The sequence below is a fragment of the Cellulomonas sp. P4_A2 genome, assembly GCF_056402515.1.
This window is the reverse complement of sequence record NZ_JBFUHG010000008.1, coordinates 1-20,125: the sequence shown is the minus strand read 5'-3', so window position 1 is coordinate 20,125 and position 20,125 is coordinate 1. Positions and strand designations below refer to the sequence as shown.

Genomic DNA, 20,125 nt, shown 5'->3' with positions numbered 1-20,125 from the left:
CCACTCGACGGGAGACTATCGGTCGCCTCCCGCCGCAGGTCGCGGGCACGCGAAGAGCCCGCGGAGCGGGCGGTGGGCCGTGCTGCTCGCCGGCACGTGGCGTCCAGCAGATCCGACCTCGGGGGGCTCTCGCCGACCCCTCACCGCCGTCCGCAGGCTCAGGTCGTAGCCAACCCTATTCCCCACGTGAGGTATTCGCACCCATCTCGGGCAAACTGCCGGCCCAGGCCTACTAGGCTTCCGGCGCGCGGGTCTGTCACGGACGCGCTGTCCTGCTCTCCCGCGCCGACGTCACACATCGTCAGGAGGCGTCATGGCCGACAGACCCGACCGGCTCGGGCTCGTCCGGGTGTGGTCGTCGTCTGCCGATGCCCCGCGGATGCGGCAGCCGACGGACGTCCTCCTGCTCGTCGCCTCGATCGTCGCGCTCGGCGTCCTCACGCTGGCCGCGCCGGGGCCGACCGGAGCCGACCGGGCGTTCGACACGCTGATCGCCTGGCTCGACCCGGTGTTCGGCTGGCTCTGGAGCCTGGCCTACGCCCTCCTCGCGGTCTGGGCGGCGGCCGTGGTCCTGCTCGCCCTGCTCAGCCGGGGACGACGCCGGCTCCTGGTCGACCAGGCGACGGCCTCGGTCCTGGCCTTCGTCGGGGCGATCGGTGCCGGAGCCCTCGCCGGGACCGACGCGTCCGTCGCCGTCGACGCCGTCGGCGCGTCCGGCCCGCCCGTCGTCTACGTCGCCACCCGGGTCGCGGTGCTCACGGCCGTCCTCGTGACGGTCTCGCCGCACCTCGCGCGGCCCTGGCGGTGGGCCGGTCGCCTCGTCGTCGGGATCGGCGCGGTGGGCGCCGTCGGCCTGGAGACGACGCACCTGCTCGGGGCGAGCGCCGCCATCGCGGTCGGGATCGCCGCCGCGGCGGCCGCCCACCTCCTCCTCGGGTCACCGCAGGGGCGTCTGACGACGGCGCAGGTGCAGGTCGCGCTCGAGGACCTCGGAGTGCACGCGGTCGAGGTCGTCGCCGCCCCGAGCATGGATGCGGGGACGTACCTGCTGGTCGGTCGCACGGACGCGGGCACCGGGCTGCTCGTCCGGGTGTACGGGCGCGACGCGTGGGACAGCCAGGTGGTCGGCTCGCTCTGGGCCGCCCTGACCCGGCGCGGTGAACGGGCCCACGTGGGCGGCAGCCGGCGGTCCCGCGTCGAGCACGAGGCGCTCATGACGCTGCTCGCCGCCCAGGCGGGGGTCGCGACGCTGGACGTCGTCGCCGTGGGCGTGGCCGAGCAGGGCGACGCCCTGCTGGTCTCCGGAGCGCCCCGCACGACCCTCACGGAGCTCGGCGAGAACGAGCCGGGGCTGGTGGACGACGAGCTGCTCGCCGCGATGTGGCGGGCCGTGCTCACCCTGAACCGCGCCGGCATCGCCCACGGACGCATCGACGGACGCCGGGTCGTCGTCCGGCCCGACGGCGCGGTCGCCCTCGCGGACTTCGACGCGGCCAAGACGGCGGCCGAACCGGGCGACCTGGCCACGGACCAGGCCCAGCTCCTCGTGGCGACCGCCCTGGTCGTCGGGCCCGAGCGCGCGATCGCCGCTGCCGGGACGGCCCTCGGTCCGGTGGGGCTCGCGACCGTGCTGCCCTTCCTGCAGCCCGCCGTCCTGGCGCACGGCGCACGGGCGGAGGTCCGGGCCCGTGACTGGACTCTCGACGAGCTGCGCGCCGCCGCCGTGGCCGCTGCCGGGGGCGAGGAGCCGCCGCTCGAGCGCCTGCGACGGGTCACTCCCAGCTCGATCGGCTGGCTGCTGCTCATCGCCGTCGCGGCGTACGCCGTCATCACGCTGCTCGCCGGTGCCGACCTCGCCAGCGTGGCCGCGGCGCTCGCCGCCGCCAGCGTGCCCTGGCTCGTCGCCGCGCTGCTGCTCTCACCGTTCATCCAGACCGCGGCCGCGTGGTCGACGATCGGGGCGACGACGGCACGGCTGCGCTACTTCCCGGTCCTCATGCTGCAGTACGCCGTCCAGTTCTTCGCCCTGGTGCTGCCGGCCACCGCCGCACGCCTCGCGCTCCTGGTGCGCTTCTTCCAGAAGTTCGGGATCCCGGCCGCCGCCGCGCTGTCGTTCAGCCTCCTCGACAGCGTCAGCGGGTTCGTCGTGCAGTGCCTGCTCATCCTGGTGATCGTCGTCGGCGGTCTGCCCGGCTTCACCACGACCCTTGCGACGCGCGGTGGCTCGACCTCGGGCACCGAGGACGCCGGCCCGACGCTGCTCGTCGTGCTGGTTGCCCTTGTGCTGGTCAGCGCGCTCGTCGTCGTCGCGGTGCCGCAGCTCCGGCGGCGCGCCACCGCGGTGGTCCCCCGCCTCCGCAGCGGGCTCGCGGCGCAGGTCGGCTCGGCCCGTGGCGCGGTCGGGGTCCTGCGCAAGCCCGCGAAGGTCGCGACGATGCTCGGCGGGAACCTCGGCGCGCAGCTCCTGCAGGCCTGCGTGCTCGGCCTCTGCCTGCACGCGTTCGGTGAGACCGCGCACTTCTCGCAGCTGGTCCTGATCAACACCGCCGTGAGCTTGTTCGCCGGTCTCATGCCCGTCCCGGGCGGGATCGGGGTCGCCGAGGCAGGGTTCACGGTCGGCCTGCAGGCCATCGGCGTCCCGAGCGCGATCGCCGTCTCCGTGGCCATCACCTACCGCCTCGTCACCTTCTACCTGCCGCCCATCTGGGGCTCGGCCGCCATGCGCTGGCTGCGCCGCCAGGAGTACGTGTAGCGGGATCCGAAGCCACGCGCGGGCCGCCTCTCTCCTAGCCTGGGGCCATGCCCCGAACCGTCGCGACCACCACCACCGTCGACCTGACCGCCCTCCTGGACTTCGTCCGCGACCGGCACCACTTCGTCCTCGCGACGACCCGAGCCGACGGCCGCCCGCAGATCTCCCCGGTCAGCGGAGGTGTCGACGAGCAGGGCCGGCTCGTGATCTCCACGTACCCGGGCCGCGCGAAGGCGGTGAACGCCGAGCGCGACACGCGGGTGAGCGTCTGCGTGCTCTCCGACGACTTCGGGGGCGCCTGGGTGCAGGTCGACGGAGACGCCGAGGTGCTGCACATGCCCGAGGCCGAGGATGCCCTCGTCGACTACTACCGGTGCATCGCGGGCGAGCACCCCGACTGGGACGAGTACCGCGCGGCGATGCGCCTGCAGGACAAGTCGCTGATCCGGATCACCCCGACCCGGTGGAGCCCGATCGCCACCGGCGGCTTCCCGGCCGATGTCGCCGCCCGACTGGACGGCTGAGGACGTGAGCCCGCCCACACGCGCCGATTGTTCCCATTTGCCGGAATGTCACCAGGTCGAGTGACGCTGCGGGTGAAGGTCGACGCCGGGCAGCGTGTGACTGGTTGTCAACCCGCACGATGGAAGCCGTGGACAGCGACAGCGTGAACATGGCATGGACCGTCGACGTGACCGACGACGACATCCGGGCCGCCAAGCGGGCGTGGAACCGCGCCCAGGACGCTCCCGTACCCGACAACGACCGCATCGCGAGCCTCTACGACGACTACCGGAGGCTGGTCATCGCCCAGGCGCAGCAGATCGCCGACGACTTCCGGGCCCGACGGGCCGGCTGACAGCCCGTCACGAGGACGCGCGCACCGGGTAGCGCAGGTGCGTGACACCTACCCCTGCGATCACGCTCGGGTTGCCCAGGACGGCCGGTGTCGCGTCGAGGTGCTCGAACAGTCGGACGCCGGAGCCGAGGAGGACCGCGGCGACGTCGAGCGCGATCTCGTCGAGAAGGCCCGCGTTCAGGCACTGCTGGATGGTGACGGCGCCGTGCACGCCGACGTCCTTGCCCGCTGCCGCGGCCTTGGCCTGCGCCACCGCGCTCTCGATGCCGTCGGTCACGAACTGGACGGTCGAACCCGGCCGCGGCCAGCCGTCGGGGATCTCGTGGGTGAGGACGAACGCCGGTCCCCATCCGTGGTTGCCGCCCCAGCCCTCGGCGGCGTCGAACGTGCGCCGACCCGTCAGCATGGCGCCCAGGCGGGACGTCAGAGCGCGGAAGTGGTCGGCGCTCGGCTCGGACAGGCGGAACGTCATGGGGTGCGATCCCCCGGTGCGGAACTCGACGTCGCCCGAGGTGTACCAGTCGAACACCTCCTCGACGCCGCCGTCGGGGTCGGCGACGAATCCGTCGAGCGACATGGACATGATGGCGACGACCTTCGTCATCGGACTCTCCTCAGCTCAGGGCGGTCCCGGTGACCGCCTCCTACCCCCACCACGAACGGCATCAGTCCGATCGGACAGCCCCGGCGGCCCGACGCGCGGTGACGATCCAGGATCGCGAGCCGAACCAGACGCCGTCCTCGCGCAGGTGCGCGGACACGGTCTCCCGCAACCGCGCCAGCGCGCGCTCGCGGCCGTCGGGACCGGGCCGCTCCAGCACCTCGCGGGTGCTGGTGAAGCCGCGGATCCAGGCCGTCGCGGTGTCCAGGTCGGGGCCGTAGAAGACCGGCTCCTCGACCTCCCCGAACACGCACTCGACGAACCCCGCGGCCGCGAGCAGCCGCTCGGTCTCGAGCGGGTCCCCGAGGGAGAACGCCGGCGCGACGGTCGGCCCGGCCCCCAGCGACCGCCGGATCGCCATGTCCCACTCGTTGCGGTCGCTCGCCTGCCAGACCAGCATCACGAGACGGCCGTCCGGGCGCAGCGCCCTCGCGAGGTTGGCGAACGCTGCTGCGGCATCGTCGAAGAACATCGTGCCGAAGCGGCTGATCGCGACGTCGTACCGCCCGGTCGGGAACGGGTGGACCTGCGCGTCGACGCACTCGAACGCCACGTTGCCGAGCCCCTCGGCCGCAGCGAGCGTGCGGGCGCGGGCGACGGCCGACGACGAGACGTCCACGCCCAGCACGCTGCCCTCGTGCGCGGCGGCCGCTGCCGCTCGCGTCGTCGATCCCGTCCCGCACCCGACGTCCAGGACGTGATCGCCGGGCCGGATCGCGCAGGCTCGGCGGAACGCGGGGTCGAGCCGCTGGAGCTCCGCGTCGTACCCGTCCGCGTGCGCCGCGGCCCGTCGCGGTGCGTCCGCCACCTCCTCGCCCGGGCTCATGACGCCAGTCGACCCGTCGACCTCGACGTCCGCAACAGGGACGCCGCCCACCCTGCCGAGCCGCGGATGGTCCGCATCGTGAGCAGTCGCGCCCAGCCGTTGACCAGGACCCGCCCGGTTCCTACGGTGCGCGGCACCACGTGCTCCGCCCACCGGAAGGTCAGACCATGCCCGTCGAGTTCCTCGGGATCGCCACCACGAGCGACGCCTCCGAGACCACCGCCGCCACCACCCGGCCGATCGACCTCGGCTACCTGGAGCGCATCGTGCGGACGCACCAGGACAACGGCTGGACGCGCGTGCTGTTCGCCTACGGCTCGGGCGGCCTGGAGCCGTCCGCGCTCGCCGGGTACATCGCCGGTCGCCTCGACTCGATCGAGCTGTTGCTGGCGCACCGCCCCAACGTCTCCTACCCGACCTTCGCCGCCAAGACGTTCGCGACGCTGGACCAGGTGTCGCAGGGGCGGCTCTCCGTCCACTTCATCACCGGCGGAAGCGACCACGAGCAGGCACGCGAGGGCGACCGGCTGACCAAGGACGAGCGGTACGCCCGGACGCGCGAGTACATCCAGATCGTGAAGCAGGCGTGGTCCAGCACGGAGCCGTTCGACCACCACGGCGAGTTCTACGACTTCGACGACTTCGTCCTCGACGCCAAGGCGTTCGAGGGTCGATCGCCGACGATCTCGTTCGGCGGCTCCTCGGACGCGGCCTACCGGGTCGGTGCGGCCGAGGCCGACATCTACGCCGTCTGGGGCGAGCCGCTGGTCAACACCGCGGAGCAGATCGCGCGGATCCACGCCGAGTCCGCCGCCGCCGGACGCACGACACCGCCGCGCATCCACGCCGCGTTCCGGCCGATCATCGCGCCCACCGAGGAGCTGGCCTGGGAGAAGGCCCACGACGTCGTCGCGCGGATCGAGGCCCGCAAGGCCGCCGGCGCCGGCAGTCCGTCGCGCTGGTCCTCGGGCCCGCCCCAGAACGCCGGCACGCAGCGACTGCTGGCCATCGCGGAGCAGGGAGAGCGCTTCGACACTGCTCTGTGGACCGCGACGACCAAGGCCACCGGTGGCGGCGGCAATTCCAACGCCCTCGTCGGGACGCCCGAGACCGTCGCCCAGGCGCTGCTCGCCTACTACGACCTCGGCGTGCAGATCATCTCCGCGCGCGGCTACGACCTGCTGGACGACGCCACCGACTTCGGTCGGTACGTGATCCCGATCGTCAAGGAGGAGGTCGCCAAGCGCGACAAGGCGGCCGCGGCGCACGGCACCGCGGCGTGACACCCGGCGCGCCGGGTCCTCGGTCGCCTACTCCGGCTTGTACTTGAACGACAGCTGGAGCCGGGTCCGGTACACAAGCGATCCGTCGTCGCCGACGACGACGTCCTGCTTCGCCACCTCGGCCACCCGGAGGTCGTGGAGCGACCCGCCTGCTGTGCGGATCGCCTCCGCGGCCGCGTCCTCCCAGGACGTGGCACTCGTCCCGATCACGTCGATCACTCGGTACACGCTCATGGGTCACCTCGACATCGCTCGTTGCCCAACACTCATCGTGGCCTTGCTGCCCTGCGACCACCACTCGGCGACCTGAGCCGGCGGCGGGTTGTCGTCGACCAGCGTCCGGGCTCGGCTTCCGGCCCGCCCCGGTCGAGCCCTTCTACGAGGCGGGCAGCGGCCAGGGCGCGAACGCGTTGCGTACGCCCCGCACGGCCGGTGCGAGCTCGGGGTAGTGCCGCACGATGACCGACGACATGTCGTTGGCGTCGATCCAGGCCATGCCTTCGGGCGTGTAGGTCTTCGAGTTGAAGTCGGCGCCGAAGAACCGGTCGCTCTTCAGCCGCCGCGACGCCATGAGCACGAAGATGCGGAAGGCGGTGTCGCTGAACCCGAAGCCCCGGGGCAGCGGCTCGCCGAGCATGCCGACGGCCAGGTCGACGTCCTCCAGGTTGTCGTCGTAGATCTCGCGGAGCTGCGCGACCGTCTCGGGGTCGTCGCCCAGCTCCTCGAAGCTGCGCACCGGTGCCATGTGCATCAGGCGACGGAAGTCGTTGTAGCGAGGCACGCCGCGCTCGCGCGAGCGCAGGACGTCGATCGCGGCCAGGTCGATCTGCTTGCCGTCGGCGCGATCCAGCCGGTGCATGAAGCGGGGGCTGTTGTGCAGGCGCAGGGCCCCGGGGTTGGCGACACCGAGCGAGAAGAACACGTTGGACGCCGACGCTCGCTGCAGGACAGGCCGCGAGCTCAGCCCGTGCAGGTCGGTGAACGCGAGGTTCTCCCGCACGGCGCCCGTGACCGCGTCGCGGATCTCGTAGTCGTCGGGGATCAGGGGGTGCATCCGGTACACCGCGACGAACTCCTCGGTCATGGCGTACGGGACTCCGTGATGGTCCGTCGGCGAGCCCGGGATGCCGCTGACCAGGTCGCTCGAGCTGAGCCGGCCGACCAGGTTGTGCACCCGCTCCTCGGCCAGACCCCACCAGTTGGCGCGCATCGCGATGTGCAGCACGGGGTGCCCGAGGATGGCGGGCGTCCACTCCACCGTGTGGATCTTGGCGATCAGGGCCGCGTTGATCAGCCGGGCCTTCTCGAACAGCTGGTCGTCGTTCCACGAGGGGTAGGACGCCGCGAGCCGGTCGCAGATCGCGTTGTGCTCACGCATGAAGAGCGTGTGCATGAGCTCCAGGCCCACCCACCACCCGTCCCGACCACCCGAGGTGCCCAACAGGGCCGGGTCCACGTCGATCAGGCCGTCGGCCCCGATCCGCACGCGACCGCCCGTGCCGGTCCGGATGGCCTGCTCGAACTCCGGCAGGCTCCCGTAGATCTGGGAGGCGTCCCACCAGTGCGTCTCGGTGTTGACGAACGTCGCCGACCCGTCGGTCGCGTGGTTGGTGGGGTCCTTCGGCGTGCTCGGCCACTCCATCGGGTCGGCCGGCCAGTCGTCGCCCGGCGGGCGCGGCACCTGGATCGGGTGCTCCATGTCGGTGCCGTGGCTGAACCAGTCGCGCGTCTCGAACTGGAGCCACGCGGCCGCGAGGACGTTCAGTGTCGTCGCGGGCTTGAACTCGTCGCGCAGGAGCAGGACGGTGCTGATGGTCCGGGGATTGGGGGTGAACAGCCGCGGCGCCACCTCGGGCTTGGTCAGCTCGAGCGGGACGTTGCGGCCGAACCGCGTGTTCGCCATCCCCATGGCCGGGTGCGCCAGGTCGTTGTACGAGCCGTCCGTCGTGCGGGCGACGAGGTGGCGTGGCGGAGCCGGTACGGGCGCCTTGACGCCCGACCCCTTCGTCGTGCTGAACAGGTTGCGGGCGCGGAGCGTGTTCCGGATGCCGATGAGCGCCAGGACCCCCAGGAACGTCGGGAACCTGTGCCACCTGAACCGCTTGTCGAACCACTCGACGACCTTGCCGAACGTTGACTGCTGCCGCATCGCTCCCCCGGAATCCGTGTCGTTGACGTGCCTGCTAAGCAACCGGACCGCGACGCGGACGGGCTGCGAGGTACTGGAGTGCCTTGAGGCCGGGCAGGAAGAAGTAGGCGCCCCCGCGCATCTGGACGAACTGCGGGAGGTCCCGGTACCGGCGACGGACGGGGTGCCCGGGGACGGTGAACGACGACGGGCCGCTCAGCCTCGAGCCGACCAGCGGATCGTCCGCGTCGTCGAGCGTGACGAACGCGTTGCCGTTCAACCACCCGTGCTGCACGAACTCGAACTGCCGGGCCAAATTGGCGTTGAGGCACACGAAGTAGAGGCCGCGCTCACCGTCGTCGGTGTACGTCCGGCCCCGTCGGACCAGTCGGTGCGTCCGCACACCGCGCAGGGAGGAGTCCGTCCCGGGGCTCGGCGGCAGGGAGTCCCGCGGGTTGGCGCGCCGGACGTGCGCACCCACCGGGCAGCGCTGGCCACCGGCGTCGACGTGGTGGTATCCGAAGTCGTTGGCGTCCGCGAGGGCGGGGTCGTCGGTCGAGGGGGCCAGCACCACGGGCGCCCCGCCGGGCCACCTGCCGACGATGCGCGCCGCGAGGTGCTCGGCCTCGGCCGCGTTCCCGTCGGCCGCCGCGTTCACGTAGCCCCAGAAGCCCTCGACGTCCTGCCGGAGCTGGCGGAACACGAGGTACGTGCCGTTGCGCCCGAGGTCCGGCGCGCCAGAGCGGTCGCGGCTCAGCATCCGCTCGGGGTCCGCGGACGACGGGAGCAAGGGCCGCTCCGACCGCTGGCCGTACTCGTTGCCGTAGCCGAGCACGAACTCGCCCGGCATGAGCGCCTCGGCGGGGTTGTGCCCGCCGGTGACCGAGGCGATCGTCGGCTGCGAGATCCCGTCCCTGAACCCGAAGGGCTCCCGGTCGCTCAGGTCGTCGGCCGGCAGGACCCGCTGCACCCGGACACCGTCCTGCTCGGCCTCGCCGCTGACCTCGGCGACGAGCTCGGCCAGAGTCGGGGCGTCCTGGGCATACAGGAGGAGCAGGAGGTGGATCGGCTCTGCACCCGAGCGCCCCCACAGCCACCCGCGGGGATCGTTCGTCCCGGTGTCGCCGAGGATCCGGTTGCGGTACTCGGTGTCCATCCCCGTGCGGAAGGGCTCGGAGAACCCGTCGGGAAGGTCGTCCCACTCGGTCAGGCTGCGCACCCCGTCGTGCGTCAGGGCGACGTTCATCGCCTGGTCGGTCGGACTCTCGTCGCCGGTGGTGACCCGCGACGCGGCCCATCGGGTCAACCGGCGGAGCCCGTCGGGCGTCGGCGCGTGCAGCAGCAGGTAGGCCGCGGACGGGAGCTTCCCGTAGCCGCGCACCACCAGACCCTGGACGTCCGGCAGGTCGAGGAGCTCGCTCGTCGCCGGGCTCACATCGCCTCGAGCCATCGCGGGTCCTGGGCGCGAAGAGCCCGACGGACGTCCGCGTTCCGGTCGATGTGGATCGCGGCGAGCGTGGGATACGCCGAGTAGAACAGCACGGTCGGCACCAGGTGGCGGCGCAGGTAGTGCTTGTAGGCGATCTCGTCCTTGGCGCCGCCGAAGAACAGCCAGCGCGTCCGCGGGAAGCCGACGCCGTTGCTGAAGACGAGGTTGATGCCCCAGGCCAGCCGGGAGATGAAGTCGTCCATGTAGCTCTCGAGGTTGCCGTCGTAGGCGCTGGCGAAGATGAACCTGCGGCCGCCGTCGACCGGCTGCCACCGGGCGAAGTGGATGGTCCGCACCCCGGACAGGTTGTCGCGGTACATGACGAGACGGAACGCGAGGTCGAGCCCGAGCAGCGCGCCGCGCATGGTGAGACGACGCACCACTCCGGGCTTGACGAACCCGACGCCGGTGAACGGGTTCTGGACCCCGTGGTCCTCGTAGCGGCGGACCGCCTCGACGTGCCCGACGTCGACGGCTCCGCTCTCCTGCGTGTCCCGCAGCTCCAGGAACCGCACGACGAGGACCCACGCGACGAGGAACGGTCCGACGAACGGGAGGGCGAAGAGCAGGCCGACGACGAGGGCGACGAGCGTCGCGATCCGGACCACCCCGTAGGCGAGCCCCGGGCTCGACGGCCGTCGGATCGCCCACGAGAGGTCGGGGCGCCGCTTCATCGCGCGGTACACGGTGTGCGTGACCTCGTCGACCGAGGTGTGCGTGCCGGCACCCAGCTCGTCGAGGACGACCTCGACCTCCTCGCGCAGGTACGCCTCGCGCTTGATCTGGTCCACCGGGCGATCGGCGGTGTGCCGGTAGTAGGCGGCCGGCCGCAGGGAGTGCTCGTGCAGCCACACGAGGCGCGCTGCGCCGGTCGCGCTCGGGTAGCCCAGGCAGTGCTCGAACAGCGCGTGGATGTCGGACGGCAGCGCTCGGAAGTGCCCGTCTGCCGAACCATCCACGTCGGCCATGTACACGATCGACGACGGGATCGGACGGCCTCCGTTGTCGAGCACCCGGTCGAGGACGAAGGCGCGGGCGAAGTGCACGGTGCCCAGGGCGTCGAAGTCGTCGCCGCTGATCTGCTCCAGGTAGTCCCGAGCGGCCTGCTCGCGGTCCGCGTCGAGCTCTGCCTGGACGCACACCGCTACCTGTGCCGGCATGGAACCCCCTCTGCGACCACGTGCCCCACCCGTCGCGAGCCAGCTCGGAGTGCTATTTGGATCCCCGCTGCCGGAGGGTGAACCAGCCGACGCGCCAGCGCCACAAGAACACGACACCGAGGTACAGGCCAGGCCCGACGAGACGGATCTCGTCGCGGACCATGCGGGCGACCAGCGAGGTGCGCGAGTAGTCGATGAGGACGATCGGGTCGCCGTCGACCCAGCTGTCCGCGGTGGACAACGTCGCCTTGATCAACGGCAGCCGGAACGGGCTCACCAGATTCTTCAGGCTGGCCTGCTGCGCGTCGACGACCTTCCCCTGCCAGAACAACGCCCGAGCAACTCTCGAGACGGGCTTCACCGCCCGCGTCCCGGGAAACGCCAGAACGGTCCCACGCAGCTTTCCCTTGGGGATGGGGCCTGGTGGACTTGCACGGAAGAGCTCGTCGAGGAGCAGGTTGCCGAGCCGCATCAGGGTGGCCTCGGTGGTCGTCCGCTCACGTGTCGCAGTCCTGCCCCACACGGTCAGGCCTCCCCCCGCCCGCAGGCCGGTGGATCGAGCTCGGCCTGATCGCCTTCCAGACTGGCCCGGCCGCCCAGCCTTGTAAAGGTGTGAACCGGGCGATACCGGACGGCGCCGACTGGGCGTTGACAGCGACCGGCACCGATGCCAACGTGGCACGGGACTCGATCAGGGGAGACGCAATGGCGACATCGACCGTGGCACGCCGTTCGGGTCAGATCCTGGCGGTGGTCCGCATCGTCAACGGCACCCTCGGCCTCCTGGCTCCCCAGGTGCTCCTGCGGCGGCTGTCCCCGGACGAGCAGGCCGCCCGGGCGGGGATGTACCCGTTCCGCATGTTCGGCATCCGCACGATCCTCATCGGTGTCGAGCTGCTCGCGGCCGACGACGCCTCGCGACGCAGGCTGACCCGCCTCGCCATCCTCATCCACGCCTCGGACACCGTGTCCGCCGTCGTCTCCGGCATCCGCGGCGACCTTCCGCGACGGGCGGCGGTCACCACCGCGCTCATCTCCTCGGGCAACACGACGCTCGCGATCCTCGCCGCCCGCGACTGAGGGCGGCCGCCTCGAGAGGCTCTGATGCGATCCGACGGCCAGGACACACGCTGGGCGGATCTTCGAGGCTGCCGGTCGTGAACCCCCCGACGACGAGCTCCAACGCCAGCCGCCCGCAGCCGCGCGCCGCCACCGGCGTGGCCTGGCGCGACTTCGTCGCCGACACCAGCGGGGCACTGCTCCGGCTGGAACGCCGCTTCGACCCGTTCGTCCGCCCGGCCTTCGACGCGCTCCTGAAGACCCGGCTCGAGCGGCTCACCACCTCGGTCATCAACGTCAAGCGCCGCGACCAGCACCTGAGGATCGCCCAGGAAAGGATGATGGCCGACGAGGAAGCCTTCACCGACTCGATCGTGCGCAGCTTCACGCAACAGATGACCGACCTGTGGAAGCCCGGCGGCGTCGAGCGCGGCGGCAACACCAAGACGCACGGCATCTGCCGGGGCGAGTTCACGGTCCACGACGACCTGCCCGAGCACATGCGGCGCGGGATCTACGCGAAGCCGCAGACCTTCAAGGCGTGGGTGCGCTTCTCCGGGCCGGGGCCGTACATCACGCCGGACATCGACGACGTCGGTTTCCTGAGCATCAGCATCAAGCTCATGGGCGTCGAGGGGCCGAAGCTGCTCGAGGACGAGCGGCACACGCTCGACATGTTCGGTGTCTCGACCCCGACCTTCGTCACGCCCGACGCGAGGGCGAACGCCGCGCTCCAGCGCTGGAGCGTGCAGAACGCGCAGCTCTTCTACTTCCTGAACCTGCGCGCTCCGCACGTGCTCGACATGGTCATGCAGGGGCTCTACACCAAGACCCAGAGCAGCCCGTTCGAGGCGCCCTACTTCAGCTGCGTGCCGTATCTGATGGGCGAGGGGCAGGCGATGTCCTACTCCGTCTGGCCGACGTCGAGCACGAGGACTCGCGTCCCGCGTCTGCCGTTCCGTCCGCCCGACGACTACCTGCGCGAGGCGATGGTCACGTCGCTGGCGGAGGGGGACGTGGAGCTGGAGGTGCGTATACAGATGCAGACCGACCCGCACCTCATGCCGATCGAGAACGCCGGCGTGCTCTGGCCCGAGAAGCTGTCACCGCGCGTGCCCGTCGCCACGCTCCGCCTGCCGAGGCAGACCTTCGACTCCCCCGCGCAGATGGAGTTCGCGAAGCGGTTGTCGTACAACCCGTGGCACACGATCGCCGAGCACCGTCCGCTGGGCAACCAGAGCCGCGTGAGGAAGCGGATGTACGGGGAGCTGTCGCAGCTGCGGCACAGCATGAACGCGGTGCCGCACTACGAGCCGACGGGCGACGAACGCTTCCCGTAGAACCCGGTACTCAGGTGCGGCCCAGGAGAGGAGAGCCCTATGGGCAAGGTGGTCATGTACGGCTCGGTGTCCGTGGACGGCTTCATCGCGGACGAGAACGACCAGCCCGGTCCGCTCTTCGAGTGGTTGACCAGCGGCGACGTCCCGCTGGACGAGAGCGGCGCGCTGACGGTGTCGCAGACGTCCTTCGACTACACCCGGCCCTACTGGGACCAGATCGGGGTGACGCTCGTCGGCCGCCACGTCTTCGACCTGACGGACGGCTGGGACGGGAAGCCTCCGAGCGGGATCGACCACGTGGTCGTGGTGACCCACCGGCCGCCGCCCGACGGCTGGGACCCCGAGGCGCCGTTCCACTTCGTCGACGGCGTCGAGTCCGCCATGGCCACCGCGCGAGAGCTTGCGGGTGAGCGCACCGTCGAGGTCGCCGCCGGCGACGTCGGCGGCCAGGTCCTTGCCGCGGGCCTGGTCGACGAGGTGCGCATGGACGTCGCGCCCGTCGTCTTCGGGTCCGGCAAGCGCTACTTCGGGTCGGTGCACGCACAGCAGCTGCTGGAGGATCCCGACGCGGTGATCCAGGGCACCGGCGTGCTTCACGTGCGCTACCAGGTGCGCCGTTGAGCCTGGCGGCCTGGCCCCGCTGATCGCTGTGCCTGCCTCGCACCGGGCCAAAGGAGAACTCTCGCCGGAGCCGGTCCGCGCACCGAGATGTCCGTGCGCGGGGTCTGAGGGCATTTCGGGCTGACGGCTAGCTGTTCCCAACCGCCGGGTTCGGGTACACCTCGACGGTGTGAAGGTAGGCCTCAAGGAGTTTCCGTGCGCCGCCGTACTGCGCGACATCCGGGTCGGATTCGGGACGCCATACTGCGATCACCTGAGAGTCCTGGAAATTACCGCCGAAGAGGAATGCGGCTGTTCCCTCGTCGAACGGAACGAGCACGGCCGGGTGGCAGTCCCGTCTCTCGATGCACATGGCAACGGCGCGATCCGCAACACCCGTGCACGGCGAGAGGTTCGCGACTTCGCAGTAGTCCTCCGCCCAGGCAACGATCGAGTCCGGTGAATCCGCAACCGGCAGAAGTCCGTACACGTCGGTATCTATCGTGACGAGTTCGGACCCTTCCACCGTCCCGTCCGGCGTAGGCGAGGGCAACGAACCCGGCTCCGCCGCGGGGATCGCGGTCGTCGATTCCACGGCAGGGGGCGGAGTCGCCGTGCACCCCGCGACAAGAAGGATCGACACCATCACCACTGCGGCCCGTCGAACGATGCCCATCGGGATCGCCTCCGTCTTCAACCTCATGATGGCGAGAGTCCCCCACAAACGGAATAGCACCAGGACGAGTCGTGGGTCAGCGCCGTGCGGCCACGCGGTGAGCTCGTCGGTCGCGGGTAGGCCTCGCGCGCGGCGCTCCGAGAACACCGACACTGTGCGACGCGCTCGCCCTGGCACGATGACGCGTGTGTCGTCGAACCCCGCTCTGGCGCCTTCCGCGGGCCTGTCACCCTCCGGACTGAGGCGCGTCCAGGTGGGATGGGCCGAGCGGCTCGCCCTGCCCGTTGACGCACTGACCTCAGCGGGGACTCAGTTCTTCCCACGGGAGGCGGCGACCGCCGTCGTGGTCCTCCGACTTGGCCAGTCCTGCGTGGTCGTCGCACCCCCGCGCGTGACGCTCGTGCTCGAACGTCTCGGAGTGCCGGCTCTCCTCGATGCGCCAGCCGTGGCCGCGAGGCTCGGGGAGTTCGACCCGCATCCCATCGGCACAGCCATGCTCGCGTTTCGCGATGGGCGTCCAGTCGAGCGGCCGAGCATCCCCATCACGAGTGTTGAGCCAGCCATGGTCGATCAACTCCGATCGAGCATCCACGCCGAGGAGTGGGACGAGAGCGGACTCTCCTCCATGGCGCAGCGATGGGGAGCAGTCACGCCGGCAGGCCCCATCGGCGCGATCGCCGGCTACGAGCAGTGGGGTGCGCACATCGCGCACATCGGCGTTGCTGCCGATGCGGCCGAACGCGGACGCGGCTACGCGGCGGCAGCATCGGTGGCGGCCATGACGGAGGCGCTGAACGCGGATCTCGTCGTGCAGTGGCGCAGCAGAGTAGGGAACACGGCGTCAGACCGACTTGCGGCCCGCCTGGGCTTCACGCCGCTCGGGTTCCAAAGTGCCGTTGCGCTGGGCTGACCCCCGCCTCGGCACCCAGGACGCACGTGAGGGCCGTCCTCGGCCAGGGTGAGGTCTCGCAGACCGAGTCCGCTGCTCGGACCGGCTGAGCCGCCGCCCGCGCGGCCGCCGGGACAGCGAGTCACTCGGGATCGTTGTCGGAGTCGCCACCCAGCCGGAAGGGCTCGGTCACCCCCGTGTACGCGACGTGCGCGACGAGCCCTTGCTGCGCGTGCGGGAGGTTGTGGCAGTGGTCCATCCAGACCCCGGGGTTGTCGGCGACGAATGCGACCTCGTACGTCTGGCCGTTCTCGACCTCCAGCGAGTCCACCCACCACGGGCTACCTCTCGACGGATGGCCGTCGCGGGAGAGGACGAGCAGGTGGTGCCCGTGCAGGTGCATCGGGTGCGGCTGACCGCTCGAGTTGCGGATGGTCATGGCGACCACGTCGCCCTCGCTCACCATGAACATCGGGACGTCGGGATACGTGTGCCCGTTGATCGTCCACTGCAGTCCGGGCAGACCGTCGACGAATCCGGGCCGACGACCGATCGCGTACGTGAATCGTCGATCGGCCGCCTGCGGGTCGAAGCCGACGTCAGCCGGCGTCCCGTAGTCGAGGAGTTCGAGCGTGGCGCGCGGATCCGCGCCGTCCACGGCGTCGCCGCCGCCGACGAGCACCGAGAGCGACCCGAGCCGGACGCGCACCGCCGTGCCGTCGTCCGGGGCTGCGACCTCGACGTCTGCTCGGCCGCCTGCGGCCACGACGACCGCCAGGCCATCGATCGCGCCGGGGCCGTTCACGTCGCGCCCGTCGACCGCGAGCAGACGGTAGCTCGCGCCTGGGACCCAGACGCGCAGGACCCCCGAACCCGTGTTGATCACGCGGACCCGCGCAGTCGCCCCGGGGTCGGCCGGCACCCGCATCGGGCCCGGGTTCCCGCCGACCGTCGGAGTCGCGCCGTACGTGTGCGCGAGCGCCACGACGTCGACGTCGTGATCGGCGGCCGCCACAGGGTGCACGACGAGCGCACCGAACAGTCCCCCGCGGACCTGCGCGTGCGACACCTGGTGCGAGTGGTACCAGTACGTGCCCGCGTCGTCGACGACGAAGCGGTAGACGTGCTGGCCGCCCTCCGGCACGGCGTCCTGCGTCACACCCGCGACGCCGTCCTCCGCGTTGGGGACGTCGACGCCGTGCCAGTGCAACGTCACTCCGTCCGCGACCGACCGGTTCACCAAGGTGACCTGGACCAGGTCCCCGACGGTCGCGTCGATGGTCGGTCCTGGCGACGACCCGTTGACCGTGTAGCCGGGCACGCTGCGCCCGTCGGCGAGCTCGACGTCGCCGCGGTCCGTCGTGAGCGTCACGTCGACGTCCGGGGCGCCGTCGGCCGGTCCTGTCAGGTCGGCGACGCTCACCGTGGGGCCGCCCACGTCGGAGCCGCCGTGCCCGTGCGTCGTCGTGGTCGCCACGCCCAGGTCCTCGTAGCCCATGTCCATCACGGACGCGTGTGCCGGAACGAGGCTGGTCCACCAGAACCACGCGAGCGGAGCGACGACGAGCAGCGCGGCCACGACGCTGGCAACGACCTGTCGCCTGCGTCGAAGGGCCGCCTGCTCCGTCATGCCGTCAAGCGAGGGCGTCAGCCGGCGCGGGCGCCGACTTCACTCGCGGAACCCGCTGCGCGGCGGTGATGCTCAGGCCCAGGATCACGAGCGCGTTCATCCCGTGCAGGGCGCCGACGACCGGGGCGCCGAACGCGACGAACGCCAGGACGACCTGCAGGACGACGAGACTGAGGATGATCGCCGCGAACCGCACGGCGCCGGCAAACTTGGCGAAGAACGAGATGATGAACAAGAGGATCGCAACGAGCGGGATCACCATCATCCCGACCGTGCCGTGCGCCGAGTGCGCAAAGTTGCCCTCATAGCTCGAGTCGATGATCGCTCCGTTGTCGACGTCGTTGATGGCGGTGAACCAGGCCAGGGCGATCAGACCGGCCTGGATGAAGACGCCCGCAGCAACGAGGTAGGCGAGGACCCGATACGCAGTCTTCATGGCGTGTCTCTCTCTCGAACATGGATGCCCAAGGGGTGCGCGGTCGGGATGGCCACGCTGGAGACAAGAATGCTCCGAAAGGCGCCGTCGGACACCCCATTTCCGACAAATCCACCCCCGCGACTGCGGTTTTGGCCCTCGAGCCGTCCGAGAGTCGGCGGTCTTCTTCTGGGATGCGGCCGCCCGCCGCTCGCGTTGTCTGGAGCTCGGGATTTCCGCACGAGCGTCGCGCCGCTTTCTCCTACCCGCGCGACGGGCGACGCTCTCCGTCGCCCGCGGCGACACCGAGGCCTTGGCGGTCGGCTCCGAGCGCGACCTCAACATCACCGGCCCGGGGCACTGACTCCCGGACTGTCTCGCCCAGCAGTGCGAGCTGGCGCTCGAGGGCAGCCGCGCGGTCTGGCAGCGCGACATCGGCGAGGTCGCTCAGTGCAGCGGTGAGGCGCCGGGAGACCTGCGGCGACGTGGCGCCGACGATGCGGATCTCGTCGAAGGCGAGGTGGACGTAGGCCTCCCAGTCCATCACCGGCTCCATCAGTCGAATCTCGCCGTCGGCATCCCGGTACAAGCCGTCCGACAACGGCCGCCGGGCGATCTGACGAAGGCAGTCGTGCAGGCGGTCGATCGCCTGCACCGCGGTGGTCGGGTCCTGCAGCGGGGAGTCGGACATCGAGCGTTGCGCGATGTCAACCAGCAGGCGCAACCCGTACGCCGCGTCTCGATCGAGCGTCCGTTCGAGACCCAGGACGACAGCCTCATTGACCTTGCGCTCGTCGAGGTCGACTGGCTCGCCGTGCACGTGGAACAGCGGAGCCCCGGACGGGACGAACTCACCGAGCGCGGGCAGCAGCTCGAGGACACAGCCCGCCTTCGTGGCTTCGTCCACCAGATGCTGGTACCCGATCACCGTGACGACACCCGACTGCGGCGCACGCAGCAGACGCCGGCCGTCCTCCGGGGCGCCTTCTCCCTTGTCTGGGTAGATCTCGTCCAGGAGCTTGCGGGTCTGCTCGCCGACGAGCTCGATCAGGCTGGAGACCCGCAGCGACTGCCCGATGTGGTGCACGTAGACGATCAGGATCGCGATGCTGATGATGACGAGCACGAACGAGGTGAGCACGGCGGTCCCGGGCACATGGCCGGTGCCGTCGCCGTTGGACGTCACCTCGTGCAGCGCGACGATCGCGAAGGCGAATGTCGCGACGAACAGCCCGATGGCGCTTTGGCTGGGCTTGTCCCGCAGCAGTCGCTGCACGATACGGGGAGAGAACTGTCCCATCGCCAGCTGGACAACGACCATCGTGATCGTCAGCACCAATGCCGCCATGCTGACCATGGAGGCCGCGACCACCGAGAGCGTGGCGATCGCGGCTTCCGGGCCGCCCACCACGGAGGTCGGGATCAGCGAGTAGTCGAATCGGCGGTCGATGGTGATGGTGACCAGCGCCAGCGCGACGCCACCGAGAACGAACAGCACGGGCACGAGCCACAGGCTGTTGCGGACCGTCAGCCACAGCTTGTGGAGCCACATGCGGTACCGCCCATCGCCGAGGGCGAGCAGCCTTGCACGCCCATGAAGAACTGAACGTATGCCCACAATCGATCGCCCGCGACGGCAGCCGCACGGGGGCACACACCGCACTGGGCAGGGAGTCGGTGTCGCCAAGGACCGCGCAGCCCGGGCCGGAGCGGCGACCCCACGCGGATACCGGTTCATCCACCACGCCGTCGACGACCACTCCCGGCTGGCCTACTCCGAGACCCTTCCGACGAGCGCAAGTAGACCGCCGCGGCGTTCTGGATCCGCGCCCGCCCAGGGCCTACGCCACGGCCTACGTCAATGACGAAGCCCGTGCAGCTACCTGCGCCGCCTGGCTGCGTCACTACAACCACCACCGACCCCACACCGGCATCGGCAGCGCCGTCTCTTCAGACCGCGTTCACACGTCACGGCGAGCTACACCTGGCCCTCTACGGGCCGCCGCGCCAGTGGTCGATGCGGCGGTGGTCGGGCAGGAAGCCGTGCTCGACGCCCCACAGCACCGCCTGCGTCCGGCTCTCCACGCCGATCTTCCCGTAGGCGGAGCGGATGTAGGACTTCACCGTGTTCGGGCTCAGGTAGGTGTGCGCGGCGACGTCGGCATTGCTCTTTCCTTGCGTGATCAGCGCGAGGATCTCGGCCTCCCGATCGGTCAGCCCCTCCCCGCGCCCGGGCCAGTCCAGCCCGCTCGCCGGACGCGCGCGGCCCGGGACCTCGCTGATCACCACCTCACCGGCGTGCACCGCCTCCAGGGCCGCGACGAGCTCACGCGCGGGCAGCGCCTTGGACAGGTACCC

20 protein-coding genes are annotated in these 20,125 nt (G+C 70.9%); 8 read left to right on the top strand and 12 right to left on the bottom strand.

The features are described 5' to 3' along the window. Positions 1-313 precede the first annotated feature (313 nt). The 3 genes from AC1DUE_RS10205 (at position 314) to AC1DUE_RS10195 (ending at position 3,611) form a co-directional block, all read left to right on the top strand. Complete coding sequence (locus AC1DUE_RS10205) at positions 314-2,752, top strand: lysylphosphatidylglycerol synthase domain-containing protein (protein WP_477039304.1); 2,439 nt, start codon at positions 314-316, stop codon at positions 2,750-2,752. Positions 2,753-2,799: 47 nt separating this feature from the next. Further along, positions 2,800-3,276, top strand: a complete 477-nt coding sequence (locus tag AC1DUE_RS10200) for a PPOX class F420-dependent oxidoreductase (RefSeq protein WP_477039303.1) — start codon at positions 2,800-2,802, stop codon at positions 3,274-3,276. A 128-nt stretch (positions 3,277-3,404) separates the two neighbouring features. Then, positions 3,405-3,611 carry a hypothetical protein gene (locus AC1DUE_RS10195; protein ID WP_477039302.1) on the top strand — a complete coding sequence of 69 codons (207 nt, stop codon included), beginning with the start codon at positions 3,405-3,407 and terminating at the stop codon, positions 3,609-3,611. 7 nt (positions 3,612-3,618) lie between these two features. Here the strand turns inward: AC1DUE_RS10195 and AC1DUE_RS10190 are convergent, their stop codons facing one another. Next, on the bottom strand, positions 3,619-4,215 hold the full coding sequence (locus tag AC1DUE_RS10190; protein ID WP_477039301.1) for a dihydrofolate reductase family protein: 597 nt from the start codon (positions 4,213-4,215) through the stop codon (positions 3,619-3,621). 61 nt (positions 4,216-4,276) lie between these two features. After that, the gene (locus AC1DUE_RS10185; protein ID WP_477039300.1) at positions 4,277-5,098 is read right to left on the bottom strand and encodes a class I SAM-dependent methyltransferase; all 822 of its coding nucleotides are present in this window, start codon (positions 5,096-5,098) and stop codon (positions 4,277-4,279) included. 167 nt (positions 5,099-5,265) lie between these two features. Here AC1DUE_RS10185 and AC1DUE_RS10180 point away from each other — a divergent pair, with 167 nt between their 5' ends. Then, positions 5,266-6,381: an LLM class flavin-dependent oxidoreductase gene (locus AC1DUE_RS10180; RefSeq protein WP_477039299.1), complete on the top strand. Its 1,116-nt coding sequence runs from the start codon at positions 5,266-5,268 to the stop codon at positions 6,379-6,381. A 27-nt stretch (positions 6,382-6,408) separates the two neighbouring features. On the opposite strand, the gene AC1DUE_RS10175 is transcribed toward AC1DUE_RS10180, so the two are convergent. The 5 genes from AC1DUE_RS10175 to AC1DUE_RS10155 all read right to left on the bottom strand — a co-directional run bounded on the left by AC1DUE_RS10175 (position 6,409) and on the right by AC1DUE_RS10155 (position 11,630). Next, a complete protein-coding gene (locus AC1DUE_RS10175; protein ID WP_477039298.1) occupies positions 6,409-6,615 on the bottom strand; it encodes a dodecin family protein in 207 nt (68 codons plus the stop codon). A 142-nt stretch (positions 6,616-6,757) separates the two neighbouring features. Beyond that, positions 6,758-8,530, bottom strand: a complete 1,773-nt coding sequence (locus AC1DUE_RS10170) for a peroxidase family protein (protein WP_477039297.1) — start codon at positions 8,528-8,530, stop codon at positions 6,758-6,760. A 34-nt stretch (positions 8,531-8,564) separates the two neighbouring features. Continuing rightward, positions 8,565-9,959, bottom strand: coding sequence for a Dyp-type peroxidase (locus AC1DUE_RS10165; RefSeq protein ID WP_477039296.1), 1,395 nt, complete (start codon positions 9,957-9,959; stop codon positions 8,565-8,567). Further along, entirely contained in the window at positions 9,941-11,158 is a 1,218-nt protein-coding gene (locus AC1DUE_RS10160; RefSeq protein WP_477039295.1) for a hypothetical protein, read from the bottom strand. The genes AC1DUE_RS10165 and AC1DUE_RS10160 overlap by 19 nt, the downstream gene beginning before the upstream one ends. Positions 11,159-11,210: 52 nt before the next feature. Next, positions 11,211-11,630, bottom strand: coding sequence for a hypothetical protein (locus tag AC1DUE_RS10155; RefSeq protein ID WP_477039294.1), 420 nt, complete (start codon positions 11,628-11,630; stop codon positions 11,211-11,213). A gap of 233 nt (positions 11,631-11,863) precedes the next feature. On the opposite strand from AC1DUE_RS10155, the gene AC1DUE_RS10150 reads away from it, so the two are divergent. The 3 genes from AC1DUE_RS10150 to AC1DUE_RS10140 all read left to right on the top strand — a co-directional run bounded on the left by AC1DUE_RS10150 (position 11,864) and on the right by AC1DUE_RS10140 (position 14,178). Continuing rightward, positions 11,864-12,238, top strand: coding sequence for a hypothetical protein (locus tag AC1DUE_RS10150; protein ID WP_477039293.1), 375 nt, complete (start codon positions 11,864-11,866; stop codon positions 12,236-12,238). Between the two features lie 77 nt (positions 12,239-12,315). Next, entirely contained in the window at positions 12,316-13,557 is a 1,242-nt protein-coding gene (locus AC1DUE_RS10145) for a catalase family protein (RefSeq protein ID WP_477039292.1), read from the top strand. 39 nt (positions 13,558-13,596) lie between these two features. Continuing rightward, entirely contained in the window at positions 13,597-14,178 is a 582-nt protein-coding gene (locus tag AC1DUE_RS10140; RefSeq protein WP_477039291.1) for a dihydrofolate reductase family protein, read from the top strand. A gap of 127 nt (positions 14,179-14,305) precedes the next feature. Here the strand turns inward: AC1DUE_RS10140 and AC1DUE_RS10135 are convergent, their stop codons facing one another. Then, positions 14,306-14,860, bottom strand: a complete 555-nt coding sequence (locus AC1DUE_RS10135; RefSeq protein WP_477039290.1) for a hypothetical protein — start codon at positions 14,858-14,860, stop codon at positions 14,306-14,308. Between the two features lie 364 nt (positions 14,861-15,224). Here AC1DUE_RS10135 and AC1DUE_RS10130 point away from each other — a divergent pair, with 364 nt between their 5' ends. Continuing rightward, positions 15,225-15,743, top strand: a complete 519-nt coding sequence (locus AC1DUE_RS10130) for a GNAT family N-acetyltransferase (RefSeq protein ID WP_477039289.1) — start codon at positions 15,225-15,227, stop codon at positions 15,741-15,743. A 121-nt stretch (positions 15,744-15,864) separates the two neighbouring features. Here the strand turns inward: AC1DUE_RS10130 and AC1DUE_RS10125 are convergent, their stop codons facing one another. From AC1DUE_RS10125 to AC1DUE_RS10110, 4 genes are all read right to left on the bottom strand, one after another. Then, the gene (locus tag AC1DUE_RS10125; protein WP_477039288.1) at positions 15,865-17,352 is read right to left on the bottom strand and encodes a multicopper oxidase family protein; all 1,488 of its coding nucleotides are present in this window, start codon (positions 17,350-17,352) and stop codon (positions 15,865-15,867) included. 4 nt (positions 17,353-17,356) lie between these two features. Further along, positions 17,357-17,788, bottom strand: coding sequence for a hypothetical protein (locus AC1DUE_RS10120; RefSeq protein WP_477039287.1), 432 nt, complete (start codon positions 17,786-17,788; stop codon positions 17,357-17,359). A gap of 241 nt (positions 17,789-18,029) precedes the next feature. After that, positions 18,030-19,319: a DUF2254 domain-containing protein gene (locus AC1DUE_RS10115; RefSeq protein ID WP_477039455.1), complete on the bottom strand. Its 1,290-nt coding sequence runs from the start codon at positions 19,317-19,319 to the stop codon at positions 18,030-18,032. A 440-nt stretch (positions 19,320-19,759) separates the two neighbouring features. After that, a partial coding sequence (locus AC1DUE_RS10110) for a response regulator transcription factor (protein WP_477039286.1) occupies positions 19,760-20,125 on the bottom strand: 366 nt, incomplete at its 5' end.

Coding starts and splice junctions, on each gene's coding strand:
- AC1DUE_RS10205 (WP_477039304.1), top strand. CDS start 314: ATGGCCGACAGACCCGACCGGCTCGGGCTCGTCCGGGTGTGGTCGTCG.
- AC1DUE_RS10200 (WP_477039303.1), top strand. CDS start 2,800: ATGCCCCGAACCGTCGCGACCACCACCACCGTCGACCTGACCGCCCTC.
- AC1DUE_RS10190 (WP_477039301.1), bottom strand. CDS start 4,215: ATGACGAAGGTCGTCGCCATCATGTCCATGTCGCTCGACGGATTCGTC.
- AC1DUE_RS10185 (WP_477039300.1), bottom strand. CDS start 5,098: ATGAGCCCGGGCGAGGAGGTGGCGGACGCACCGCGACGGGCCGCGGCG.
- AC1DUE_RS10180 (WP_477039299.1), top strand. CDS start 5,266: ATGCCCGTCGAGTTCCTCGGGATCGCCACCACGAGCGACGCCTCCGAG.
- AC1DUE_RS10175 (WP_477039298.1), bottom strand. CDS start 6,615: ATGAGCGTGTACCGAGTGATCGACGTGATCGGGACGAGTGCCACGTCC.
- AC1DUE_RS10170 (WP_477039297.1), bottom strand. CDS start 8,530: ATGCGGCAGCAGTCAACGTTCGGCAAGGTCGTCGAGTGGTTCGACAAG.
- AC1DUE_RS10165 (WP_477039296.1), bottom strand. CDS start 9,959: ATGGCTCGAGGCGATGTGAGCCCGGCGACGAGCGAGCTCCTCGACCTG.
- AC1DUE_RS10160 (WP_477039295.1), bottom strand. CDS start 11,158: ATGCCGGCACAGGTAGCGGTGTGCGTCCAGGCAGAGCTCGACGCGGAC.
- AC1DUE_RS10155 (WP_477039294.1), bottom strand. CDS start 11,630: ATGCGGCTCGGCAACCTGCTCCTCGACGAGCTCTTCCGTGCAAGTCCA.
- AC1DUE_RS10150 (WP_477039293.1), top strand. CDS start 11,864: ATGGCGACATCGACCGTGGCACGCCGTTCGGGTCAGATCCTGGCGGTG.
- AC1DUE_RS10140 (WP_477039291.1), top strand. CDS start 13,597: ATGGGCAAGGTGGTCATGTACGGCTCGGTGTCCGTGGACGGCTTCATC.
- AC1DUE_RS10135 (WP_477039290.1), bottom strand. CDS start 14,860: ATGAGGTTGAAGACGGAGGCGATCCCGATGGGCATCGTTCGACGGGCC.
- AC1DUE_RS10125 (WP_477039288.1), bottom strand. CDS start 17,352: ATGACGGAGCAGGCGGCCCTTCGACGCAGGCGACAGGTCGTTGCCAGC.
- AC1DUE_RS10120 (WP_477039287.1), bottom strand. CDS start 17,788: ATGAAGACTGCGTATCGGGTCCTCGCCTACCTCGTTGCTGCGGGCGTC.
- AC1DUE_RS10115 (WP_477039455.1), bottom strand. CDS start 19,319: ATGTGGCTCCACAAGCTGTGGCTGACGGTCCGCAACAGCCTGTGGCTC.